Raw genomic sequence first — 18795 nt, 5'->3', positions numbered from 1 at the left:
CGGCGACCAACCCCGCCCGGTAGTTTCGCCGGCTGGGCTGGCCGCCGTACTTTTACCGGTGAAGCTACGCGGCCACGCACCTGCCGTGGCCTGCCACCACCGCGTAGCCCGCTTTTTCCGCATGCCCCAGCTTCTCATCGACGACCTGCCCATTGAGCTGGTCCGCAAGAATATCCGCAGCCTGCGCCTGACCGTGTACGCCCCCGACGGGCGGGTGCGGGTGGCCGCCCCGCTGCGTACTACCGAGGCCGCCATTCACGCCTTCGTCGCCAGTCGCCGCGCCTGGATTCAGAAGCACCAGGCGCAGTTTGCGGCCCGCGAGCAGCCCGCCGTGCTGGACTTTGTGAGCGGGGAAACGCATTACTACCAGGGCCAGCCCCTGCTGCTGCGCGTGCTGCCCGGTCCCGCCGCCGGCCGGGTGCAGCGCACCGAGCCCGGCTTTCTGGATCTGTGCATTGCCGCCGGCAGCCCCCGGGAGCAGCGCGAAAAAGCCCTGAACACCTGGTACCGGGCCCGGCTGAAAGAGCAGCTGCCCGCGCTGGCCGCCCGCTGGGAGCCGGTGGTGGGCGCGCAGGCCACTGCCTGGGCCATCAAACAGATGCGCACCCGCTGGGGCACCTGCAACATCCGGGCCCGGCGCATCTGGCTGAACCTGGAGCTCATCAAGCAGCCCGCCGCGTGCCTCGACTACGTGGTGGTGCACGAGCTGGTGCACTTGCACGAGCGGCTCCACAATGCCCGGTTCTGGGGGCTGATGGACCAGTTTATGCCCGACTGGCGCACGGCCAGGCAGGCGCTCCGCGCGGTGCACCTACAACCTTGCGGCTAACGCGCGCCCGGCCCGCTGCCCAAAGCCCGCCGGGACTTAACGCACCAGGCTTGGCAAACCACCAGACCTGGTCGGGACGAGGCCCGGGCGGGTTTGGAAAGTCTAACACCCCGGCGGGACAAGTCCCGGGCGTGTTCCGGAACTTCGTAAGCCTGCCGGGACGAGTCCCGGGGCATTTTTGCAGTTCGAAAAGCTGAACGGGACAAGTCCCGGGGCAGCCGGGCAGTTGCGGAAGCCCGGCGGGACAAGTCCCGGGCGCTGCTTCCCGAACCGGCGCGGGCTTGAGCCGAAACCGGATTTTGTATTGCAATAATTCCGGACTGGTATCGTATAAAACCAACAATAACGACCCTGAAAGAGGATTATAGCCGGAGAGCAGCGGGCAAGATCCGGTAAGCTTGCGTACTTTTGAGGTTTCCATTGGTTTCCGTTGATTTCCATCGGTTTTCTGCCTTCTCCCGCCGCCTCGCCCATGAAGTTTCTGCTGACGCTGGTACTGACCGTATGCTGGCTGAAGCTTTCCGCGCAGGAGGCCCTGGTGCCCCGCCAGGTGTACACCGATGCCAAGGCCCGCTTCCGGGTCAGCTACCCCGAGTCCTGGCAGCGGCAGCGCAGTGAGGACCGCCGCCAGCTGGCCTTTTTTGCCGGCAGCGCCCGGCAGCACCCCATCGTGACGCTGACCATGCGCACCGACGGCCCGGGCGCAGCCTCTCTGCTGGGCCGCCAGGATTCGCTCTGGCGCCGGATTCAGCAGCTTTCCCGGGCCCAGATTCTGCGCCTGGAGCAGCACGAGGCGACCAGCTACGCCGAGGTCAGCTACCACTACACCTACGCCCCCGACCGGAGCTCAGCCGACCGCACCCGGGTGCTGGGCCGCCGGCTCTGGCGCAACGGCACCGAGTTTGACCTCGAATACCGGGCCGCCGACGAGGACGGGCGCTACCTGAGTGAGGCCGAGCAGCTGGTCGAGTCCTTCGACTTTGCCGCGCCCGCCCCGCCCGCGCCCCTGCCTGCCGCTGCCGCGCAGTGCGACAACAAGATGTACGGCATTGCGGCCCTGCGCCGGCGCAACGAGGCCTGGGAAGACGACTGCCGCACGATTCACGAGTTTGCGGCCGACAACCTGAGCGCCCCGCCCCGGATTCACCGCGACGCGCTGCCGTTTCAGTCCTACGCCCTGGCCAAGGGCTTCGACAACTGCCTCTACTCGGTCACCAAGGCCCCCACCGACGCGCCCGAGTACGTGTACCGCTACAACCCGGCCACCCGCCAGGGCGAGTACACCAGCTGGCAGCTGCCGGCCCAGGGCCCCGAAACGGTCTGGATTTCGGGGGCCACCGACGAGCAGGGCAACCTCTACTTCAGCACCGCCGACGCCAACAAGCTGGTCAAAATCGACCCCGCCGACGGCACCGTGACCGTGCTCTGGGACTCGGACCCGCTGCGCAAGGCCGCGTATTTTCCCCGCATCGGCTTTGCCGGCGCCGGCTCCCACGGCAACTTCTGCCTCGACGACACGGGCACCTTGTTCCAGGTCTACAGCACCGACGGCAGCCTGCTCACCGTGGATTTGCAAACCCGGCAGCCCGGCCCCGAGCCCCTGGCTCTGCAGGGCCTGCCCAAGCGCGGCGGCTACAGCGACCTGCTGCTGCAAAAAGACGAGCAGGGCAACCGCCGCCTCTACCTGGCCGGCCCCAAGGCGCTGTACGAGGTAGATATGCCCCGCCGCCGGGTGCGCCTCGTCCGCCGCGGCACCTACACCGACCTGGCCGGCTGCAACTTGTTCGGGCCCGTCCCGGCCAAGTCGGGCCCAGCGGCTCCTGCCGCGGCGGCCGTTACGCCCACGCTGGCTACCTGGCGGGGGCGGGTGCTCAACGGCGTCACGTTTCAGCCCCTGCCCCAGGCTCAGCTGCGCCTGCGCCGCCCCGACGGCGGCGAAATCAAGGTGCCGCTCACGGCCCAGGGCACGTTTACCATTACGGCCGAGCCCGGCCTGGCCTACGCTACCACCATCCAACTGCCCGGCTACCTGGCTCTCGACAGCACCTACACGCCCCCGGCCGGCCCCTACGTGCAGGATTTGCTGCTCTACCCCCTGGCCGTGGGCTCTACCCTGCCCCTCGACAACGTGCAGTTCACCCAGGGCCAGGCCGTGCTGCTGCCCACCTCCTTTCCCACCCTCGACCAGCTGGTAGGCATGCTGACCAAAAACCCGACGATGACCATCGAGCTGCGCGGCCACACCGACAACCAGGGCGACCCGCAGAAAAACGTGGTGCTCAGCCAGGAGCGGGTGGCGGCCGTGAAAACCTACCTGGTAGAGCACGGCGTGGGCGCGCCCCGCATAACCGGCACCGGGCTGGGCGGCACCCAGCCCCGGGCCAGCAACGCCCGCGAAGCCACCCGCCGCCTGAACCGGCGCGTGGAAGTGCGCGTGACGGGCGTGCGGTAACGGCCGGCGGTACTATAGCGCGGCCGTATCTGACCGGTACTAGGCAAACCCAGCTACGGTGCAGTTGGCTTCCCAGGCCCAGCAGCTGCGTCAGTGCTAGGTGCTGCCGCCGAAAACACCCTGCTTATCACCGTTTACTTCACGAGCACCGACTGCTCCAGCTCGGCGAAGGGAATAATGGTTTTGACGCCGTAGTCGGCCACGGGCCAGGACTGCACGATGGTATCCACCGGCAGCTTCAGGGCCTGCACGGCCTGGTAGAGGCCCGCCTGCCGGGCGCTGGCCTTGCGGGGCCCGCCTTCCCTTTTGATCCACACCAGATCATCCTCAAACAGGAGCTTCTCGCTGGGAAAATAGTAGATCAGGTAGTCGTTGGTATGGGCCGACTGCTGGCCGATGAAATGAATCTGCATCTCAAACTGGCCGTCGGTAATGGTTTTGCTGCTCGTGACCTCCTCCAGTACCAGCGGCCGGGCGTGGCGCTGCAGGCTGTCGGGCCGGAGCGTATGCCGGGCTTCGGCCAGGTAGCGCGCGTAGGAGGCCGTGCCGGGCCCGCCCAGAATGGTAGCGCCCTGCGCCACGAACGCCCGCAGCCCGCCCAGGTAGTGCGGATGGTAGTGGCCGTAGACGAAATAGCGAATGGGTTTGTGAGGAGCAATCCGGCGGGCTTCCCGAATGATGTACTCGCCGTTCTCACTGCTCAGGGGAGCTTCGGCGACCACCAGAAAGTCCTTGAACTCGACGATCAGGACCCGGTCGTCGGTATGCTTTAAGTTGAGCAGATGCAGATTGGGCCGGAAGTGCTCGACGGTGCTGACGGGCGGCACCGGGGCCGGCGCCGCCAACTGGTAGCCCGCCGGCCGGGTCAGCAACGCCGCGGGGGCCGCGACCAGCGTCTGGCGCCGCACCGTTACCGTGTCGTGCAGCTTGCCGTTCACCTTATCAATCAGCACCGTGCGGGCGTAGGCCAGGGCTCCGCTGGTGGTGTAGTCCTGGTACGTAATGGTGGTGTATACGTCGCCGTAGAGCTCATCGTGGGAGAGCACCGCGATGCGCTGCACCAGTTGGTCGGCCTTGCGGATGAAGACGGAAACCTGAGCATTAGGCAGCTGCGCCCGGTACACCGCCAGCCCCGCCAGCTGCGGGGGCTCGGCCGGGGCCTGGTGGGCGCGCAGGTAGCCCAGCAGCAGCAGCGGCGAGTAGCGGGCCGAGTTGACCAGCTGGGCCGCCTGCCGCTCGGGCGTGGCCGGGGCCAGGTCTTTTTCCCCGTAGTCGACGTACAGCACTTCCTCGGCGCTAACCTGGGTGCGGGAAAAGTAGGTTTTGCCGCTCTCGGTCAGGGTGTCCTGGCGCAGGTAGCGCTGGTCGCTCAGCCAGGCCGTGCCCTGCTTGGCATACGCCGTGGCCTGCCACGGATACTGGCTGTGCTCCAACTCCTGGGCCTGCTCCCGGTAGGAAAAAGCGGCAAAGCGGCCGTTCAGCGCGCCCCCCTGCCGGGCCCAGCACTTTTCCAGGTAATTGACGGGCCTGGCCCCGGCCAAAAGCGGCAGGAAAAACAGCAGAACGGATACGGGCAGGGGGTATTTCATGAATAGTGATGGGGAAGTGTAGCTTAAAAAGCCGCCGGACAGCATGCCCGGGCGGAGGTTGGCGGCAAAGAAAGCACTCCGGTTGGAATTGTCAGGCTACCGAGCCGGCAGGTAGCGCCGACAGCCGGCCGCTGGGCGTTGGCGGCCGGCTTACCGGCCCAGGCTTTTGTCGCGGGCGCCTTTGAACTCGGAGCCGGGGCGCCACTGCGGGAAAGTGGTTTCGGCGGCCAGGCGCTGGCCCACCCGGAAGTAGAGCTGCGCGTCCTGGGCGATGCCCGCCAGGTCCCAGCTGGGGTCGAACTGGTCGGCGGGCTTGTGGTACATGGTGGCCGTGTAGTTCTGGCGCTGGCGGGCAATGGTTTCCTTGCCCCCGGTGCGGCTCTCGAAGCCCCCGCTGGCGTAGAGGGAAGGCACGCCCACGTGGGCGAAGTTGAAGTGGTCGGAGCGGTAGAACATGCCGGTTTCGGGCGTCTGGTCGGGCAGCACGTAGCGGCCCTGCTCCCGGGCCGCCGCGCGGGCGTAGTCCTCCAACTCCGACTGCCCGTAGCCGATGACGGTCAGGTCCTTCATTTCGCCGTAGGGCCAGAGCATGTCCATGTTCAGGTCGGCCACGGTCTTACTGAGCGGAAACGGCGGGTGCTGGGCGTAGTAGGCCGAGCCCAGCAGGCCCTGCTCCTCGCCCGTCACGGCCAGGAACACGATGCTGCGCTGGGGCTTTTCGGGGGATTTCTGGAAGGCGTCGGCAATGCTGAGCAAGGCGGCCAGGCCGGTGCCGTTGTCCACGGCCCCGTTGTAGATGGAGTCGCCGGCAATGGCCTTGCCCACCCCGAAATGGTCCCAGTGGGCCGAGTAGATGATGTATTCGTCGGGGCGGGTGGTGCCGGGCAGCACGGCCAGCACGTTCTTGCTGGTCTGGCGGCGCAGCTTGTTCCGGATGCCGGCCGTGACGGTGAGGCCATTCAGGGCCCGGGGCCGGAAGCCGCGCTGGTTGGCGGCGGCGTAGAGTTGGTCGTAGCGTTGGCCGGCGGCCGTAAACAGGCGCTTGGCCGCGTCCAGCGTCAGCCAGCCTTCCAGGGCGCACTTGTCGGCCCCCTTGTTGGCCGTCTGGGCCCGCAGCTTGGGGCTGACGGCCCCGCTCAGCACCACGCTCCACGGATACGCCGCCGGCTGGGTGTCGTGCACGATGAGCACGCCGGCCGCGCCGTGGCGGGCGGCTTCCTCGTACTTGTAAGTCCAGCGGCCGTAGTAGGTCATGGCCTTGCCCTTGAAGAAGGTCGTGTCGTTGCCCGCGTTGCCGGGGTCGTTCACCAGCACCACCACGGTCTTGCCTTGCACGTCGAGGCCGGCGTAGTCGTCCCAGCCGTACTCGGGGGCCACCACGCCGTAGCCGGCAAACACCAGCGGGGAGTTGGTCAGAGCCACGGCTTCCTGCTCGCGCTGGGTGAAAGCCACGAAGTCGGTTTTGTACTGCAAGCTCAGCTTAGCGCCTTTGCCGGCTACGACCATCGTGGCCGAGGGCGTGCCGGTGACTTCCACCATGGGCACGGGCTGGAAGTAGCTGCCGCCCGGGGCGGGCTGCAGGCCCAGCTTCCTGAACTCAGCGGCCAGATACGCCGTGATGCGCTCCTCGCCGGCCGTAAACGGCTTGCGGCCCAGCATCTCGTCGGCGGCTACGGCTTGCAGGTACTGCCCAATGCTGGCGGCGCTGATGGCCGGCGGAGTAGCCGCGGAAGCCGCCGCGGCGGGCTGAGCCGCCGGAATAGCTTCGGCGGTAGCCGCGGCGGCCGTGGTAGCGGCGGGCCGGGGCTGGCAGCCGCCCAGGGCCGCGGCCAGCAGCAGGGCCGGCGCAGCGGAATGGCGAAACAGGGAACAAACGGCAGGTACGGGCATAAGCAGACGGGGTAGCGCGTAAAACAGACAAGCGTACCGGCAAGGTAAGTACGTTTCCTGTTTCCCGCGCCCCCGCCCGGCCGGGCTAGCCGCCGCCCGGTGGCCGGCGGTGGCCACCCAGGCGGCGGGTCGTGCCCGGGGTACGGCCCTAGAACCGGCTCCGGGGTCCGGATGCCGCGCGGCCCAGCCGGGGCAGGCGCAGCCAGCTGGTAGCCCGGCTGCGTTTGGCTCCGCGGTAGAGCTTGTAGTTGGGCCGGTGCACGTACACGCGGCCTTTGGATTTGGCCCGGGCATAGGCACTCGGGCGGGCGGCTACGGCTTCAGCCGCGAGAAACAGGAACAGGGCGCCCAACAGCAACAGCACTTTCGTCATCACGGCAACGGGTTGGTATAGAAGTAAGGTAAGAACTGTTTCGGACTTTGCTTTATTGTGCGGCACTCGGTATCAGCGACTTGCCGGCCGCCGCCCCGGGCTGCCGCGCTTGGGGCGGCGGCGGCGGGTGGCTTTTTTGGCTGGTATGCCGGGCAGCCTGTATATTCGTCGCGTACCGTTTGCGCCGCTCTATGTCTGCCCCTCCCGCCTCACCCGATTCTCTGGCTTCTCAGCTGCTCCAGGAGCAGCACCGGCGCGCGCAGGCCGAGGAGCGGGTAGCCGCCCTGGAGCAGCAGCTGGCCCAGAGCCAGGCCGCCGCCCAGCGCTACCAGACCCGGCTGGCTTCGCTGGTACAAAACATGCGCCTGGGCTTCATGCTCGTCGACGACAACGGCCGGGTGGAGCTGGTCAACCAGCGCTACTGCGAGCTGTTCGGCATCGAGGACGTGTCGGCCGCCACTACCCCGCTCTCGGGCATGGACGTCGCGGCCCGCATCCGGCACAACTTCCAGGACCCGGACGATTACCTGGCCCGGGCCGGGGCCATTCGGGCGGCGGGCCAGTCGGTGCTGAACGAGGAGCTGGTGCTGGCCGACGGCCGGGTGCTGGAGCGCGACTACCTGGTGCTCGACAGCGTGATGGCCGGCCGCCTGGTGTGCTACCGCGACGTCACCGAGCGGCACCAGCGCGAAGCCCAGCTGCGCACCGTGTCCCTGATTGCCGAGCAGAACCCCAACCCCGTGCTGCGCCTGGCCCACGACGGGCAGCTGCTCTACGCCAACCCCGCCGCCGCCCCGCTGGTCGCCGCCCTGAGCCCCGAGCAGGCCCTGCACGGCCAGCTCCAGGACCTGGTGGCCGCCGCCCTGACCACCACCCACGCCCAAAGCCAGGAAATCAGCGTGGGCGCGCAGCACTTCCTGCTCCAGGTGGTGCCCGTGCCCCGGCAGCAGTACGCCACCCTCTACCTGGTCGACATTACGGCCCGCCGCCGGGCCGAGCAGCAGCTCAGCGAGCAGCAGGCTTTCTACGAGATGATTCTCCAGGAGCTGCCCGTGGGCGTGTCCGTGTTTGATGCCCGGCACCGCTACCTGTTTGCCAACGCCAACGTGCTGCCCGACGAGGCCCTGCGCCAGTGGAGTATCGGCCGCGACAACTTCGAGGTGACGGCCCGGCGCGGGCGGCCCCGGGCCCTGGCCGAGCAGCGCGACCAGATGTTTCAGTGGGCCGTGACCAACCGGCACGACAAGCAGTGGGAGGAAACCGTGGAGGACCCGGCCGGGACGTTCCACGTGCTGCGCCGCTTCCACCCCGTTTTCAACCCCGACGGCTCGCTGCGCCTGATGGTGGCCTACGGCCTCGACATTACGGCCCGCCGTCAGGCCGAGCAGCAGCTCACCGAGCAGCGCGAGTTCTACGAAACCATCCTCAACGAGCTGCCCGCCGACATCGGCGTCTTCGACCCCCAGCACCGCTACCTGTTCGTGAACCCCGTGGGCATCAAAAACCCCGAGGTGCGGGCCTGGATTATCGGCAAGGACCACTTCGAGTACTGCGCCTACCGGCAGCGGCCCATCGCGCTGGCCGAGCAGCGCAAAGCCATGTTCGACGAGGTCATCGGGAAGCGCCGCCGGGTGATGCACGAGGAAACCGTGCCCACGCCCGAGGGCCCGCGCCGCCTGCTGCGCCTGATGCAGCCCGTTTTCCACGCCGACGGCTCGGTGCGCCTGATCGTGGCCTACGGCCTCGACATTACGGAGCGGCACCGGGCCGAGCAGCAGCTGGCCGAGCAGCAGGAGTTTGTGCAGCAGATCGTGGATACCTCGCCCAACTTCCTCTACGTGACCGACGTGAACGGCACCCCGGTGTTTACCAACCTGAGCTTCGCCGACATCCTGCACCGCAGCAACCACCTGCAAACCGCCCCCGGCGCCGACACGCCCGAGGCCCAGGAGCTGCGCCAGCTCACGGCCTGGAACGACGTGGTCATGGCCACCGGCGAAGAGGTGTCCGGGGAAATGCCCTTCACCCTGGCCTCCGGCGAAGTGCTGCAGCTGCAAGTGGTGAAGCGCCCCTTGCAGCGCCCCAACGGCACGGCCGAGGTGCTGACCGTGTGCACCGACATTACCGAGCTGAAGCGGGCCAAGCGCGAGGCCGAGGCCGCCGCCACGGCCCGGGAGAACTTCCTGGCCAACATGAGCCACGAGATTCGCACGCCCATGAACGGGGTGCTGGGCATGGCCGGCCTGCTCACCCGCACGCCCCTGAGCCAGCAGCAGCAGGAGTACGTGGCCATCATCCGCAACTCGGGCACCCACCTGCTGGGCCTGCTCAACGACATTCTGGACGTGGCCAAAATCACGTCGGGCAAGCTGGAGCTGGAGCAGATTCCCTTCGATTTGAACCAGACCCTGCAGGCCGTGGGCCAGACGCTGAGCTACCAGGCCCGGGGCAAGGGCCTGCGCTTCGCCATCGAGCCGGTGGCCCGCCCCCAGGCCGCCGTGCTCAGCGACCCGCAGCGCCTGAGCCAGGTGCTGCTCAACCTGCTCAGCAACAGCCTCAAGTTCACCGAGCAGGGCAGCATCACGCTCAGCGCCCGCCTGCTCACCGAAACCGCCACCACCCTGACCGTGGGCTTTCGGGTGACGGACACCGGCCTGGGCGTGGCGGCCGACAAGCAGGAGTCCATCTTCTCAACCTTCACCCAGGCCTACGCCGACACCAGCCGCCGCTTCGGGGGCTCGGGCCTGGGCCTGTCCATCAGCAGCAGCCTGGTCGAGCAGCTGGGCGGCCACCTACTCATGTGCAGTGAGCCGGGCAAAGGCACTTCTTTCGGCTTTACGCTGCGCTTTGAAAAGGCTCCGGCCGAGGCGTTGCAGGCCGTTAGCCAGGCCGAGCTGGCCGAAGACCTGGCCCAGGCCGGGGCCGCCATCAAGGGGCTGCGCGTGCTGCTGGTGGAAGACCACGACGTAAACCGGCAGCTGGCCCAGCTCGTGCTCGAAAGCTACGAGGTGGAGGTGGCAACGGCTACCGACGGCGCGGCGGCCCTGGCCCTGTTCGAACAGCAGGCCTACGACGTGATTCTGATGGACATTCAGATGCCGGGCATGAACGGGCTGGAAGCCACGGCCCGCATCCGGCAGCACCCCGACGTGGTCCGGGCCCGGACCCCGATTATTGCCCTCACGGCCAACGCCTTCCTGGCCGACAACGAAAAGTACCTGGCCGCGGGCATGAACGACTGCCTGGCCAAGCCTTTCGAGGCGGCCGACCTGGTGCGCAAGATTGTGGCCCTGCACCGCACCGATGCCCGCCCCAGCCGGCCCCTGTTTGCCCTCGACGACCTGGGCCGCATGGCCCGGGGCAACCCCGCCTTCGTGCGCCGCATCCTCGACTCCTTCCTGACCCACACGCCCCAGATGGTGCAGGACCTGCAGGATGCCGCCACCGCCGCCGACTGGCCCCGGGCGGCGGCCGTGGCGCACCGCATCAAGCCGTCCCTGAAGCTGCTGATGGCCCAGGAGTTGCTGCCGTTCCTGGCCACGCTGGAGGAAGCCACTGAGCCGGCAGAGCGGCGCGCGGCGGCGGCCCAGCAGCTGCACCAACTGCTCGCGCAGCTCCTCTGGCAGGTGCAGCACTCCGTGTCTAACTCCGCGGCGGACAGTTAGCCCTGAATGCGCGCCGCCTGCCCCAACGCTGGAAAAGCGCCGGGGGCAGGCGGGGTTTTCCGCGGGGCCGTTAGCGCAACAAGCCCGGGTCGGGCAGCATGAGCCGGCTGGCCGAGGCCGCGTCCTGGCCGGCGGCTACCAGCGTTTGCACCCGGGCTACGGCTTGCAGAAACCGCTCGTAGTCGAAGGGCTTGACCAGGTAATCGGCAACGCGCAGCTCGAAGGCTTCCCAGGCAAAATTCTCGTGGGCCGTGGTCAGCACGACGTGGGGCGGCTCCGGCAGCAGGCGCAGCATGTCCAGGCCGCTGAGGTCGGGCATTTCCACGTCCAGAAACAGCACGTCGACGCGGCGGCCGGTACTAAAAAAGCTCAGCCCTTCCACGCTGCCCGCCAGCGACGCCTCCAGCCGCAGCAAGCCGCTGGCCTCGACGTAATGCTCCAGCGTGAGCCGGTTAATCTCCTCGTCGTCGAGAATGGCACAGGTCAGGCGGGCGGGCGGGGTGGCGGAGGTAGGCATTACAAAGCAGATCAGCGGCAGCCAGCTACGGCAGCGGAGCGCGGGTAGTCGGCAACCGGTAGAATATCATCTTTTCTCCTATTGTAAATAGGTAGGATACAAAGATATAAGAATATTAAAACCGGAGGCGCGGCCCGCTCGGCTTCTGCCGGCAGCCTCCCGTACGGGGCCATTGGGCCGTCAGCAACCCTCTGACCGTCAGCCGGTGCGAGCAGGAGCGCGCTGCCAGTTGGGACGACAAAAACGGGCGCGCTTCCTACCCAAACGCCCCGGCCGCCGTATAGCCCAGGGAACACCAACCGCGGAAGCTGATGGAAACTCCCTATTTTAACCCAATCCCCACCGACTTACCCGAACAGGAAGCCGCCGCTCGCCAGAAGCGGCAGCGGCACGCCGAATGGGGTATTGCGGTAGCGTCGATGGGTGGCACGGGCCCCAAGCCCGAATTGCTGCTCGAGCTCCAGCGCTACATTGATGGCGAATTAACCATTCAACAGATTGCCCAACTGCCCTACTCGTCCGAGTTGGGTAAGTCGGCCGCTTTACAGGCCATTCTTACCCGTGAGCGGCTCAGCAGCACGGTGTAGCCAGGCCGCCCCCGTACAAAAAAAGCCCGGCTTCTCCGCCGGGCTTTTTTTGGGCTCTTGAAATGGAAAGCCAACCAGCATCAGGGCGCCTGCTGGGCCTGTAGCAGCTGAAAGGCCTCCTCATTGCCCTGCTGCACGGCCAGGTCCAGGGCCGTCAGGCCCCGCACGTCGCGCAGGGAGGCATCGGCCCCGGCCTCAAGCACCAGCTTCACCAGCTTGTTGCGGCCAAATAGGGTGGCAAACATGAGGGCCGTGCCGCCGTTGCCGTTTTGCAGATCCAACTGCGCCCCGTGCTCAATCAGCAGGGTCGCAATATCGGGGTAGCCCTTGAAGCAGACGCCCATCAGGGCCGTGTTGCCGCTCAAGTCCTGCACGTTCGGGTCGGCCCCGGCCGCCAGCAAGGCCCGGGTAGCTTCCAGCTGCTCATCGTAGGCGGCCACAATCAAAGGGGTGAAGCCTTTGCCATTCTGCACGTTTACGTCGAGCTGCGGCAGCAATTCCCGCAGCAGAGGCAGGTCGCCCCGCCGGGCGGCATCAAACAGCAAATCTTCGGGACGGGAAGAAGAATATTCCATAGGGTCGATAGATGAGTTTCGCAGGGTACTGCCAGTAATTACGCATAAATTCTACCCGGGATTAGCCCGCGCTAACAACTCACGCGCTGGCAGGCCAATAAGCCATCCTGCCCACCATTGCAATTCGCGGGTGGCTACTGCTGCTCAGCCCTCTAGGTCAGCGTAAAATCGTTGGACGGTAATTTCCCGTTGTCATAAAAAAAAGCGCCCTGAACAGGGCGCTTTTTTTTATGACAACGGGAAACTGAATTTCCGTGGTGAATTACTCCGCCGGAGCAACTTTCGGCTTGCGGCCGCGCTTGGCACCATTCGGGTTCGTAGCCCGGGGCTTGCGCACCTTCACGGCAGGCTGGTAGTCATCGGCCAGTACGGCTTCCATATCGGCAACGGCTTGGTTTAGCGCGTTGATGGCGGAGGATACGCCCCGCAGTGCCTTGCGCAAATCCTTTTTTACAATGTCGCTGTTTTTAGCCGACTTGAGGACTTCTTCGAATTGGCTGAAATCTAGTGCCATGCTGAAGTTATTTTAGGAGTGAACGAAAAATTCAGTGCTGATCAATGACCTACACTGCCGCAAACGTAACATATTGATTTTCGTTTTCAATTAATTTCGATAAAGTTTTAAAACGTTGCGGATAAAATAGCGCTGGTCGCAGCCCACTAATTTGCCGTGAACTTTACTGGCCGATATTAAGCCGGCGGCCCTACACGGCCACTGCGCAGTAGTTTCGAGCAGCACGCATTCGACCTCCGGCAATTTATCCGGTCAGAAAAACAGTATTCTGCGCGGACGTTATTTTCGGGTAAATAACGGCGCACCACTCTTGCCCGCTCCCGAAGAAGAAATACCGCGGGGCGGTCTGCTTTCCGTTACCAATTGCGGACTCCAGCCGACTGCCCGGCCGCTACAGCTGGCAGCACCTGGCCTTTATTCCGGCGAAAGCAGTATACCGAAAACAGCCTTTTGCTCGTATTGCAGCTAAATACTCAACTTTCCACTGGCCCCTGCCAGGCGCCGCTCACCTTTATTTGGTGCATGTCCGATTACCTGACCCTCCTCCGCCCCCTTATCGAACACAGCCAGGCCGTGCATTTTGTGTACGACCTGACGCATAGCAAAATCGTGTACGTGAGTGATGCCTACGAACGGCTGGTCGGGGACCCCGTGCAGCATGTGCAGGAAGACCTACCGTTGTGGCTAACCCGCATTCACCCCGACGACCAGCGCTATATCCGCCAGCAGCTCGCGCAAACGCCGCCGGGCCAGCTGCTCGAGAACGTCGAAATGCGCGTGGCCTCTCCTAACGACCGTACCCAGTGGCTGTGCCTGACCGCCTGCCGCGTGCAACCGACTCCGGAGCAGCAGTACCTGAGTGGCAACGTGCGCGACATTACCGCCGAAAAAGTGCAAATGATTAATTCGGAAAAATTTAACACCAAGAAAAACGCGACCCTCGAAATTCTGGCGCACGACCTGGCCAATCCCCTGGTTGTCCTGCAACAGCTGACCGGTTTTCTGGCCCAGGGAATAAAAAGCCATCTGACCCCTGAGCTGCAACAGATAGTACACCTGATGGAGCGCACCTGCACCGACGGAATGTCGCTGATTCATGACTTTGTCGATAATGAGTTCCTGGAATCAAGCAACGTGCAGCTTAAATTAGAACGAACGAATCTGGTGCCCTGGCTGGGGACGCTCCTGGAAGAGTATCAACGCGCTGAACGGCGCATTCACCTGCAGTTTGCGTACGTCGCTCCCCCGGAGCCTATTTATGCTCCGATTGACCTAAATAAATTTCAACAGGTAATTAACAACCTGATCAGCAATGCTATTAAGTTCACGCCCGACGGGGGCCAAATTACCGTAGTCCTCGAGCAGCAACCGGGTCAGGTACTGGTCATGGTGCAGGATAATGGCATTGGCATTGCCGAGGCCCAACAGCTGGTGCTGTTCGAACGCTTCACTCCCGCCCGACGTCCCGGACTACGCGGCGAAAAGACGACGGGCTTGGGTATGTCGATTATCAAAACTATTGTGGAATTACACCAGGGGCGTATCTGGTTCGATAGTGCGGAAGGCAAAGGCAGTACTTTTTATATTACGGTGCCGGTTTTTAATGCCTGAACAAATTAAAATAGCAGGAACGCAGCTCACAGAAGCCGGGGAAATTTTCCCGCTGCCCTCCCAGCCAAGCCCGCCAACAATTCGCTTTTCTCTGTCGCCAAGCACTATATTTCTGGCCGGCAGCGGCGCAGGCCACCAATTAGGCAGCATTCATGGTATGAAATTATCTTGTTTGCTAACCCTGAGCGGCCAGGCAGAAAGCTAGTATCGGCACGCCGCCACTTTTCGTTTTCAGGTTCGGGCTGAGTCAAGACAGTCCGGGGAGGAAACTGCGCCGCCGACCTGCTGCCCGCTTACTACCAGCACCTGCGCGCCGTGAAGGCCCAGGTGGTTTCTACGTCGAGCTGCACTACCTGCCCGGCTCGCTGGAAAACGTGCGGGCCCACGCCTTCACTACTCCCTTACCCCCGCAGACCGAGCTGACGCTGTGGCAACCGACGATGCTGGACGAATAAAGACCATCAATAACAGCCCCAGTAGTAAAGAGCGTTAGCGGTAGGTAGTGGTGGTCGTCGTCGTGGTGGTAACGACCCGCTTATTAGGCTTGGGTTTACTCTTGCCGGGTGACATACTGGCTATCCAAAGGGCAAAGCCCAAAAGGGCTAACCAGAAGACAATAGCCACGGTACCCGACAGACGCAGGTGCAGCGTTGCCATCCTTCCTTTCTGCAGCTGGCGTTCCAGGCAACGGTCCCAGCCCAGCAATCCACCCTGCTGCTGGCTGGTTTTCTCCAGGTACCGCATGTAGGTGGCCTTGGGATGAATGCGCGCATACAGGGCGGCGCACCGCATGGCGCTCAACACAATCAAGCCCACGGGCAGCCACCACGCGAGTTGGGGGAGCTTGTTATCCGAATCGGTCAGCAGCCAGAGCCAGGTGGCTCCGCTGCCCAGCAGCGCGTTGCGCTCCAGCTGGCGGGTTTCGCCGACTTCCGCTTCGATTTCCTTCTTGAGCCACTCGTATTGCGCGAGGTCGAACTCCGTTATTTTGGCCATCAAGCGAGTATACTGCCGTGCTTAGTTTGAGGCATCCGTGCTGGCACTGAATTCAAGGTGTGTAGAAGAGTTTGGGGTTCCACTCTGCTGCTGTTCACCGCCCCGGTGCGTTCTATGAATGAGAATCCAAATAACACTCTATCATCCTGGGAAAGTGCTTGGAAATCGGTGCGGGTATCTGCACATTGGCGGCCCCGTTCGACAACTCCCCTACAGAGGGGGCTATCCACTCTCGCTCACACGAAAAGAAGCCCCACAGCAAGGCAGGGCTTCTTTGGCTGTCCTTGATGGCATCTATTTCATTGTTATGCTGGTTGAAAACGTTACTGGACAGCCAACAGCTGCCCTTCTTGAGACTACGGTCACCCCGGAGTCCGTTTATGCGCGCATAGCGTTGAGTTTATCCGGGGGCGGTTTCCGGGCAGCCGCGTACAGCTTAGGCACACTCAAAGCCTTGCATCAGCTCGGCTTACTGGAAAACGTACATATGCTTTCTACCGCTTCAGGCGGCACAATTACGGGCGCTTATTATGCTATGCGCCGCAAGTTTGGCGACGCATTCGAAGACATCTACCAGGCGTTCTATGCCCTACTGGAGCAGGATACGATATTGCCGAACGCCCTGACCCGCTGGGAAGAGCGTATTCTGCGTGAAGACACGTACAAACTAATCCAGGCCTTTGCCGACGAATACAACCAAGCGTTGTACGGGGAGGTCCGGTTTGGCCTGTTCTGGCAGCCGGATGACTCGGCGACTGCGCCGTTCCACTTACAGAGCCTCATCTTCGGCGCCACTGAGATGTATTCTGGCTTGACATTTCGGTTTCAGCACAGCGCATTTCTTCCTCCCCCCACAGGGAAGCAAAAGGAATGCTACGTCGTAGGCAATGGCAATGTCAGCCTTTCGTGGAGTTCCGCACGACAGCTGCGCCTGGCCGATGTGGTGGCAGCGTCGTCGTGCTTCCCCGGTGGCTTCGAGCCGTTGGTAATGCCCAATGACTTTTTTTCTGGTAATGTCGAATCCATCCTGCGTGGCCGGATGGGGAGCGTGCACATGGCCAACCATGTGGCCTTGCTCGACGGAGGAATTTATGACAACCAGGGAATTGAGAGCCTGCTGCTGGCCAACAAGCGTAACCGGGAACACCAGCACATGCTACACTTGTCACCGCAGCAGGCCGCATTGCTACAACCAACAACATTATTTTTGGTAGCGGATGTGAGTAGCGCAGATACGCAGATCTACTCGGCACCGGAGCCCCCACAAGCAGCCAGGGCTTCCCCTACGCTGCAGCAACTCTTTTATGGGGCGTTGCTGGTCGTGCTCCTCTCAGGCATATTGGCCGGATGGCTTACTTGGACCGGGTGGCGATTTTGGGGTGGCCTCCTCGCTGGCCTCGCAGCCTTAGGTAGCGGGATACTCATCCTCGTTAGGTGGCTCTGGCGCAAGCTTGGTCGTACCCTCTCCAACGTCGGACCCACACTACCAAAATGGGTCCGTCCTCGGCTACGCCGGTTGTCCGTGCGGCAACTGGGCTACTTGCTGACCTTACGTGCCGGGAGCACGGCGAAACTTCTCACGTCGGTATTCATGCGGCGCGTACGGAGCCTGAACTACGATCAACTCTACCGGCGGGGAGGAAAAGAGAAGGCGTCCGGGGAAATTATGACCAGTATCATCGGGGGTATTGTGACCGATTACGAGCGGTGGCTGATCAAATCCCCAAAGCAGAAGTCGAAGTCGAAATCGAAAAAGCCAATGAAGGTAGGCGAGCAGTTGGCCGCGGTGTATCCGACAATTGATCTTGCACACCAGATGCCCACTACGCTCTGGTGGCAGCAAGACATTAATCGGCTACCCGCTATTGTAGCCAGTGCTGAAATCACGCTGTATTACCAGATACTGAAGCGGTTCGAGGAGAAGCAGCCACAGGCGGGAACAAACGAAGCAGAAGTGCAACGCCGGGCACAGGTACTGTGGGATGCCTATCAGCAACAGGGCGCGGGGTCCTTACTACCAGTAGAAGTGACGAAGTTGGTGCAAGATTCTGCCTATTCGGTCGAGCAGGTGTTGAGCAGTATTCATATCGAAGACCGTAACCAGTAACTTGTCACCTGTGCCTACTATCCAGCCACCCACCCACCTTGGCTTTCAAATCATCTACGACGGCCCCAGCCTGCGCGAGGGCCTGATGGACACGCGCGACCTGGCCCCGGCCCTGCTGGCGCTGAGCAATCTGGTCGAGCAAATTAATCATCGCCTCAGCCACGACAACCCACCGGTGCATCTGCACTTCCGGGCCGCCAAGCGGGGTTCACTCACCATCAACCTGGACCTGCAGACCATCGTGGCCCAGGAAGCCACGCCGCTGTTCGCCGGCAACGACACGCAGAGTTTAGGACGCATCCTGGACGTGCTCTGGGACAGCGGCCACACGGTGGGCCTGTTTCAGTTGCTGAAGTTTCTGCGGGGCCAGGCACCCCAGGACGTGGAGCGTACCTCTCTGAGCACGGTCACGGTGTACAATGCCTTCGGGGGAAAGGCGCTGACCAGTGCGCTTACCCTGCAGCTGGCAACCGATACGCGAGTCAAGCAGGACGTGGCCCGCGTCGTGCACCCCCTGGAGCGGGAAGGCATTACGTCCTTCGTGCTGCGCCGGCAAGTGGGCGAGGCCATAACGCCGGTACCCATCACCCAGGAGGACGTGCCGGCCTTCGCCGTGCAGGCCCCGGACAACTCGCCGACCGAAGACACGTCCACTACCCTACTGCAGATCGTGCGGCCGGACCTGAGCGATGCTACGCCGCGGTGGGAGGTAACCGACGGGACGAGCAAGTTCAATGCCCGGGTAACGGATGAGGTGTTTGCCGAGCGCGTGCGCACGCGGGAAGTCACCTTCGGCCACAACGATGCCATCCGGGCGGAGCTGACGCGGCGGCAGTACCGGACGGAGCGCGGAGCCCTGCGGACGGAGTATGAGATTAGCCGGGTGCTGAACCACTATCCGGGTGGAGTACCGACGGCGCAGCTGCCGTTGTTTGAGGAGGTGGGGTAATCACTCTTTAATTCTTGTTGCCAATACTGCTAAGGCCAAAAAAGGCCCCAACTACGCAAGCAGTCGGGGCCATTCTTGGCTCAAAACCGCCGTATTTAAGAGGTAAGGGGCACAGCGGCAGGCACACAACAAAAAACCCCT

14 protein-coding genes are annotated in these 18795 nt (G+C 63.6%); 7 read left to right on the top strand and 7 right to left on the bottom strand.

Annotated elements, in window-relative coordinates; translation table 11 throughout:
- Window positions 1–121 precede the first annotated feature (121 nt).
- Window positions 122–829 carry a M48 family metallopeptidase gene (locus E5K00_RS03845; RefSeq protein ID WP_135461864.1) on the top strand — a complete coding sequence of 236 codons (708 nt, stop codon included), beginning with the start codon at window positions 122–124 and terminating at the stop codon, window positions 827–829.
- Window positions 830–1301: 472 nt separating this feature from the next.
- Window positions 1302–3281, top strand: coding sequence for an OmpA family protein (locus E5K00_RS03840; RefSeq protein WP_135461862.1), 1980 nt, complete (start codon window positions 1302–1304; stop codon window positions 3279–3281).
- A gap of 134 nt (window positions 3282–3415) precedes the next feature.
- Here the strand turns inward: E5K00_RS03840 and E5K00_RS03835 are convergent, their stop codons facing one another.
- From E5K00_RS03835 to E5K00_RS22760, 3 genes are all read right to left on the bottom strand, one after another.
- Complete coding sequence (locus E5K00_RS03835) at window positions 3416–4870, bottom strand: MBL fold metallo-hydrolase (protein ID WP_135461860.1); 1455 nt, start codon at window positions 4868–4870, stop codon at window positions 3416–3418.
- 150 nt (window positions 4871–5020) lie between these two features.
- Window positions 5021–6760, bottom strand: coding sequence for a M28 family metallopeptidase (locus tag E5K00_RS03830; protein WP_167856745.1), 1740 nt, complete (start codon window positions 6758–6760; stop codon window positions 5021–5023).
- 148 nt (window positions 6761–6908) lie between these two features.
- Entirely contained in the window at window positions 6909–7133 is a 225-nt protein-coding gene (locus tag E5K00_RS22760; protein ID WP_167856744.1) for a hypothetical protein, read from the bottom strand.
- 191 nt (window positions 7134–7324) lie between these two features.
- Here E5K00_RS22760 and E5K00_RS03825 point away from each other — a divergent pair, with 191 nt between their 5' ends.
- Window positions 7325–10798 carry a response regulator gene (locus E5K00_RS03825; protein WP_135461856.1) on the top strand — a complete coding sequence of 1158 codons (3474 nt, stop codon included), beginning with the start codon at window positions 7325–7327 and terminating at the stop codon, window positions 10796–10798.
- 70 nt (window positions 10799–10868) lie between these two features.
- On the opposite strand, the gene E5K00_RS03820 is transcribed toward E5K00_RS03825, so the two are convergent.
- Window positions 10869–11315: a LytR/AlgR family response regulator transcription factor gene (locus tag E5K00_RS03820; protein WP_135461854.1), complete on the bottom strand. Its 447-nt coding sequence runs from the start codon at window positions 11313–11315 to the stop codon at window positions 10869–10871.
- A gap of 311 nt (window positions 11316–11626) precedes the next feature.
- Here E5K00_RS03820 and E5K00_RS03815 point away from each other — a divergent pair, with 311 nt between their 5' ends.
- Window positions 11627–11902 (top strand): hypothetical protein, encoded by a 276-nt coding sequence (locus E5K00_RS03815; protein WP_135461852.1) that lies wholly within the window; start codon window positions 11627–11629, stop codon window positions 11900–11902.
- An 80-nt stretch (window positions 11903–11982) separates the two neighbouring features.
- Here the strand turns inward: E5K00_RS03815 and E5K00_RS03810 are convergent, their stop codons facing one another.
- On the bottom strand, window positions 11983–12477 hold the full coding sequence (locus tag E5K00_RS03810; RefSeq protein ID WP_135461850.1) for an ankyrin repeat domain-containing protein: 495 nt from the start codon (window positions 12475–12477) through the stop codon (window positions 11983–11985).
- A gap of 262 nt (window positions 12478–12739) precedes the next feature.
- Window positions 12740–12991, bottom strand: a complete 252-nt coding sequence (locus tag E5K00_RS03805) for a hypothetical protein (RefSeq protein WP_135461848.1) — start codon at window positions 12989–12991, stop codon at window positions 12740–12742.
- A gap of 522 nt (window positions 12992–13513) precedes the next feature.
- Between E5K00_RS03805 and E5K00_RS03800 the strand changes: the two genes are divergently transcribed.
- Complete coding sequence (locus E5K00_RS03800) at window positions 13514–14602, top strand: PAS domain-containing sensor histidine kinase (protein WP_135461846.1); 1089 nt, start codon at window positions 13514–13516, stop codon at window positions 14600–14602.
- Window positions 14603–15091: 489 nt separating this feature from the next.
- On the opposite strand, the gene E5K00_RS03795 is transcribed toward E5K00_RS03800, so the two are convergent.
- Window positions 15092–15598: a hypothetical protein gene (locus tag E5K00_RS03795; protein ID WP_135461844.1), complete on the bottom strand. Its 507-nt coding sequence runs from the start codon at window positions 15596–15598 to the stop codon at window positions 15092–15094.
- Between the two features lie 307 nt (window positions 15599–15905).
- Between E5K00_RS03795 and E5K00_RS03790 the strand changes: the two genes are divergently transcribed.
- A complete protein-coding gene (locus E5K00_RS03790; protein ID WP_167856743.1) occupies window positions 15906–17705 on the top strand; it encodes a patatin-like phospholipase family protein in 1800 nt (599 codons plus the stop codon).
- Window positions 17706–17715: 10 nt separating this feature from the next.
- Window positions 17716–18654 (top strand): hypothetical protein, encoded by a 939-nt coding sequence (locus E5K00_RS03785; RefSeq protein WP_135461840.1) that lies wholly within the window; start codon window positions 17716–17718, stop codon window positions 18652–18654.
- The last annotated feature ends 141 nt before the right edge of the window (window positions 18655–18795 follow it).

Source organism: Hymenobacter aquaticus, assembly GCF_004765605.1.
Taxonomy (GTDB): domain Bacteria; phylum Bacteroidota; class Bacteroidia; order Cytophagales; family Hymenobacteraceae; genus Hymenobacter; species Hymenobacter aquaticus.
Note: the sequence above shows the minus strand (reverse complement) of the source record. Positions and strands in the feature narration are given on the sequence as shown.

Coding starts and splice junctions, on each gene's coding strand:
- E5K00_RS03845 (WP_135461864.1), top strand. CDS start 122: ATGCCCCAGCTTCTCATCGACGACCTGCCCATTGAGCTGGTCCGCAAG.
- E5K00_RS03815 (WP_135461852.1), top strand. CDS start 11,627: ATGGAAACTCCCTATTTTAACCCAATCCCCACCGACTTACCCGAACAG.
- E5K00_RS03810 (WP_135461850.1), bottom strand. CDS start 12,477: ATGGAATATTCTTCTTCCCGTCCCGAAGATTTGCTGTTTGATGCCGCC.
- E5K00_RS03835 (WP_135461860.1), bottom strand. CDS start 4,870: ATGAAATACCCCCTGCCCGTATCCGTTCTGCTGTTTTTCCTGCCGCTT.
- E5K00_RS03825 (WP_135461856.1), top strand. CDS start 7,325: ATGTCTGCCCCTCCCGCCTCACCCGATTCTCTGGCTTCTCAGCTGCTC.
- E5K00_RS03840 (WP_135461862.1), top strand. CDS start 1,302: ATGAAGTTTCTGCTGACGCTGGTACTGACCGTATGCTGGCTGAAGCTT.
- E5K00_RS03805 (WP_135461848.1), bottom strand. CDS start 12,991: ATGGCACTAGATTTCAGCCAATTCGAAGAAGTCCTCAAGTCGGCTAAA.
- E5K00_RS03820 (WP_135461854.1), bottom strand. CDS start 11,315: ATGCCTACCTCCGCCACCCCGCCCGCCCGCCTGACCTGTGCCATTCTC.
- E5K00_RS03795 (WP_135461844.1), bottom strand. CDS start 15,598: ATGGCCAAAATAACGGAGTTCGACCTCGCGCAATACGAGTGGCTCAAG.
- E5K00_RS03800 (WP_135461846.1), top strand. CDS start 13,514: ATGTCCGATTACCTGACCCTCCTCCGCCCCCTTATCGAACACAGCCAG.
- E5K00_RS03830 (WP_167856745.1), bottom strand. CDS start 6,760: ATGCCCGTACCTGCCGTTTGTTCCCTGTTTCGCCATTCCGCTGCGCCG.
- E5K00_RS22760 (WP_167856744.1), bottom strand. CDS start 7,133: ATGACGAAAGTGCTGTTGCTGTTGGGCGCCCTGTTCCTGTTTCTCGCG.
- E5K00_RS03790 (WP_167856743.1), top strand. CDS start 15,906: ATGCTGGTTGAAAACGTTACTGGACAGCCAACAGCTGCCCTTCTTGAG.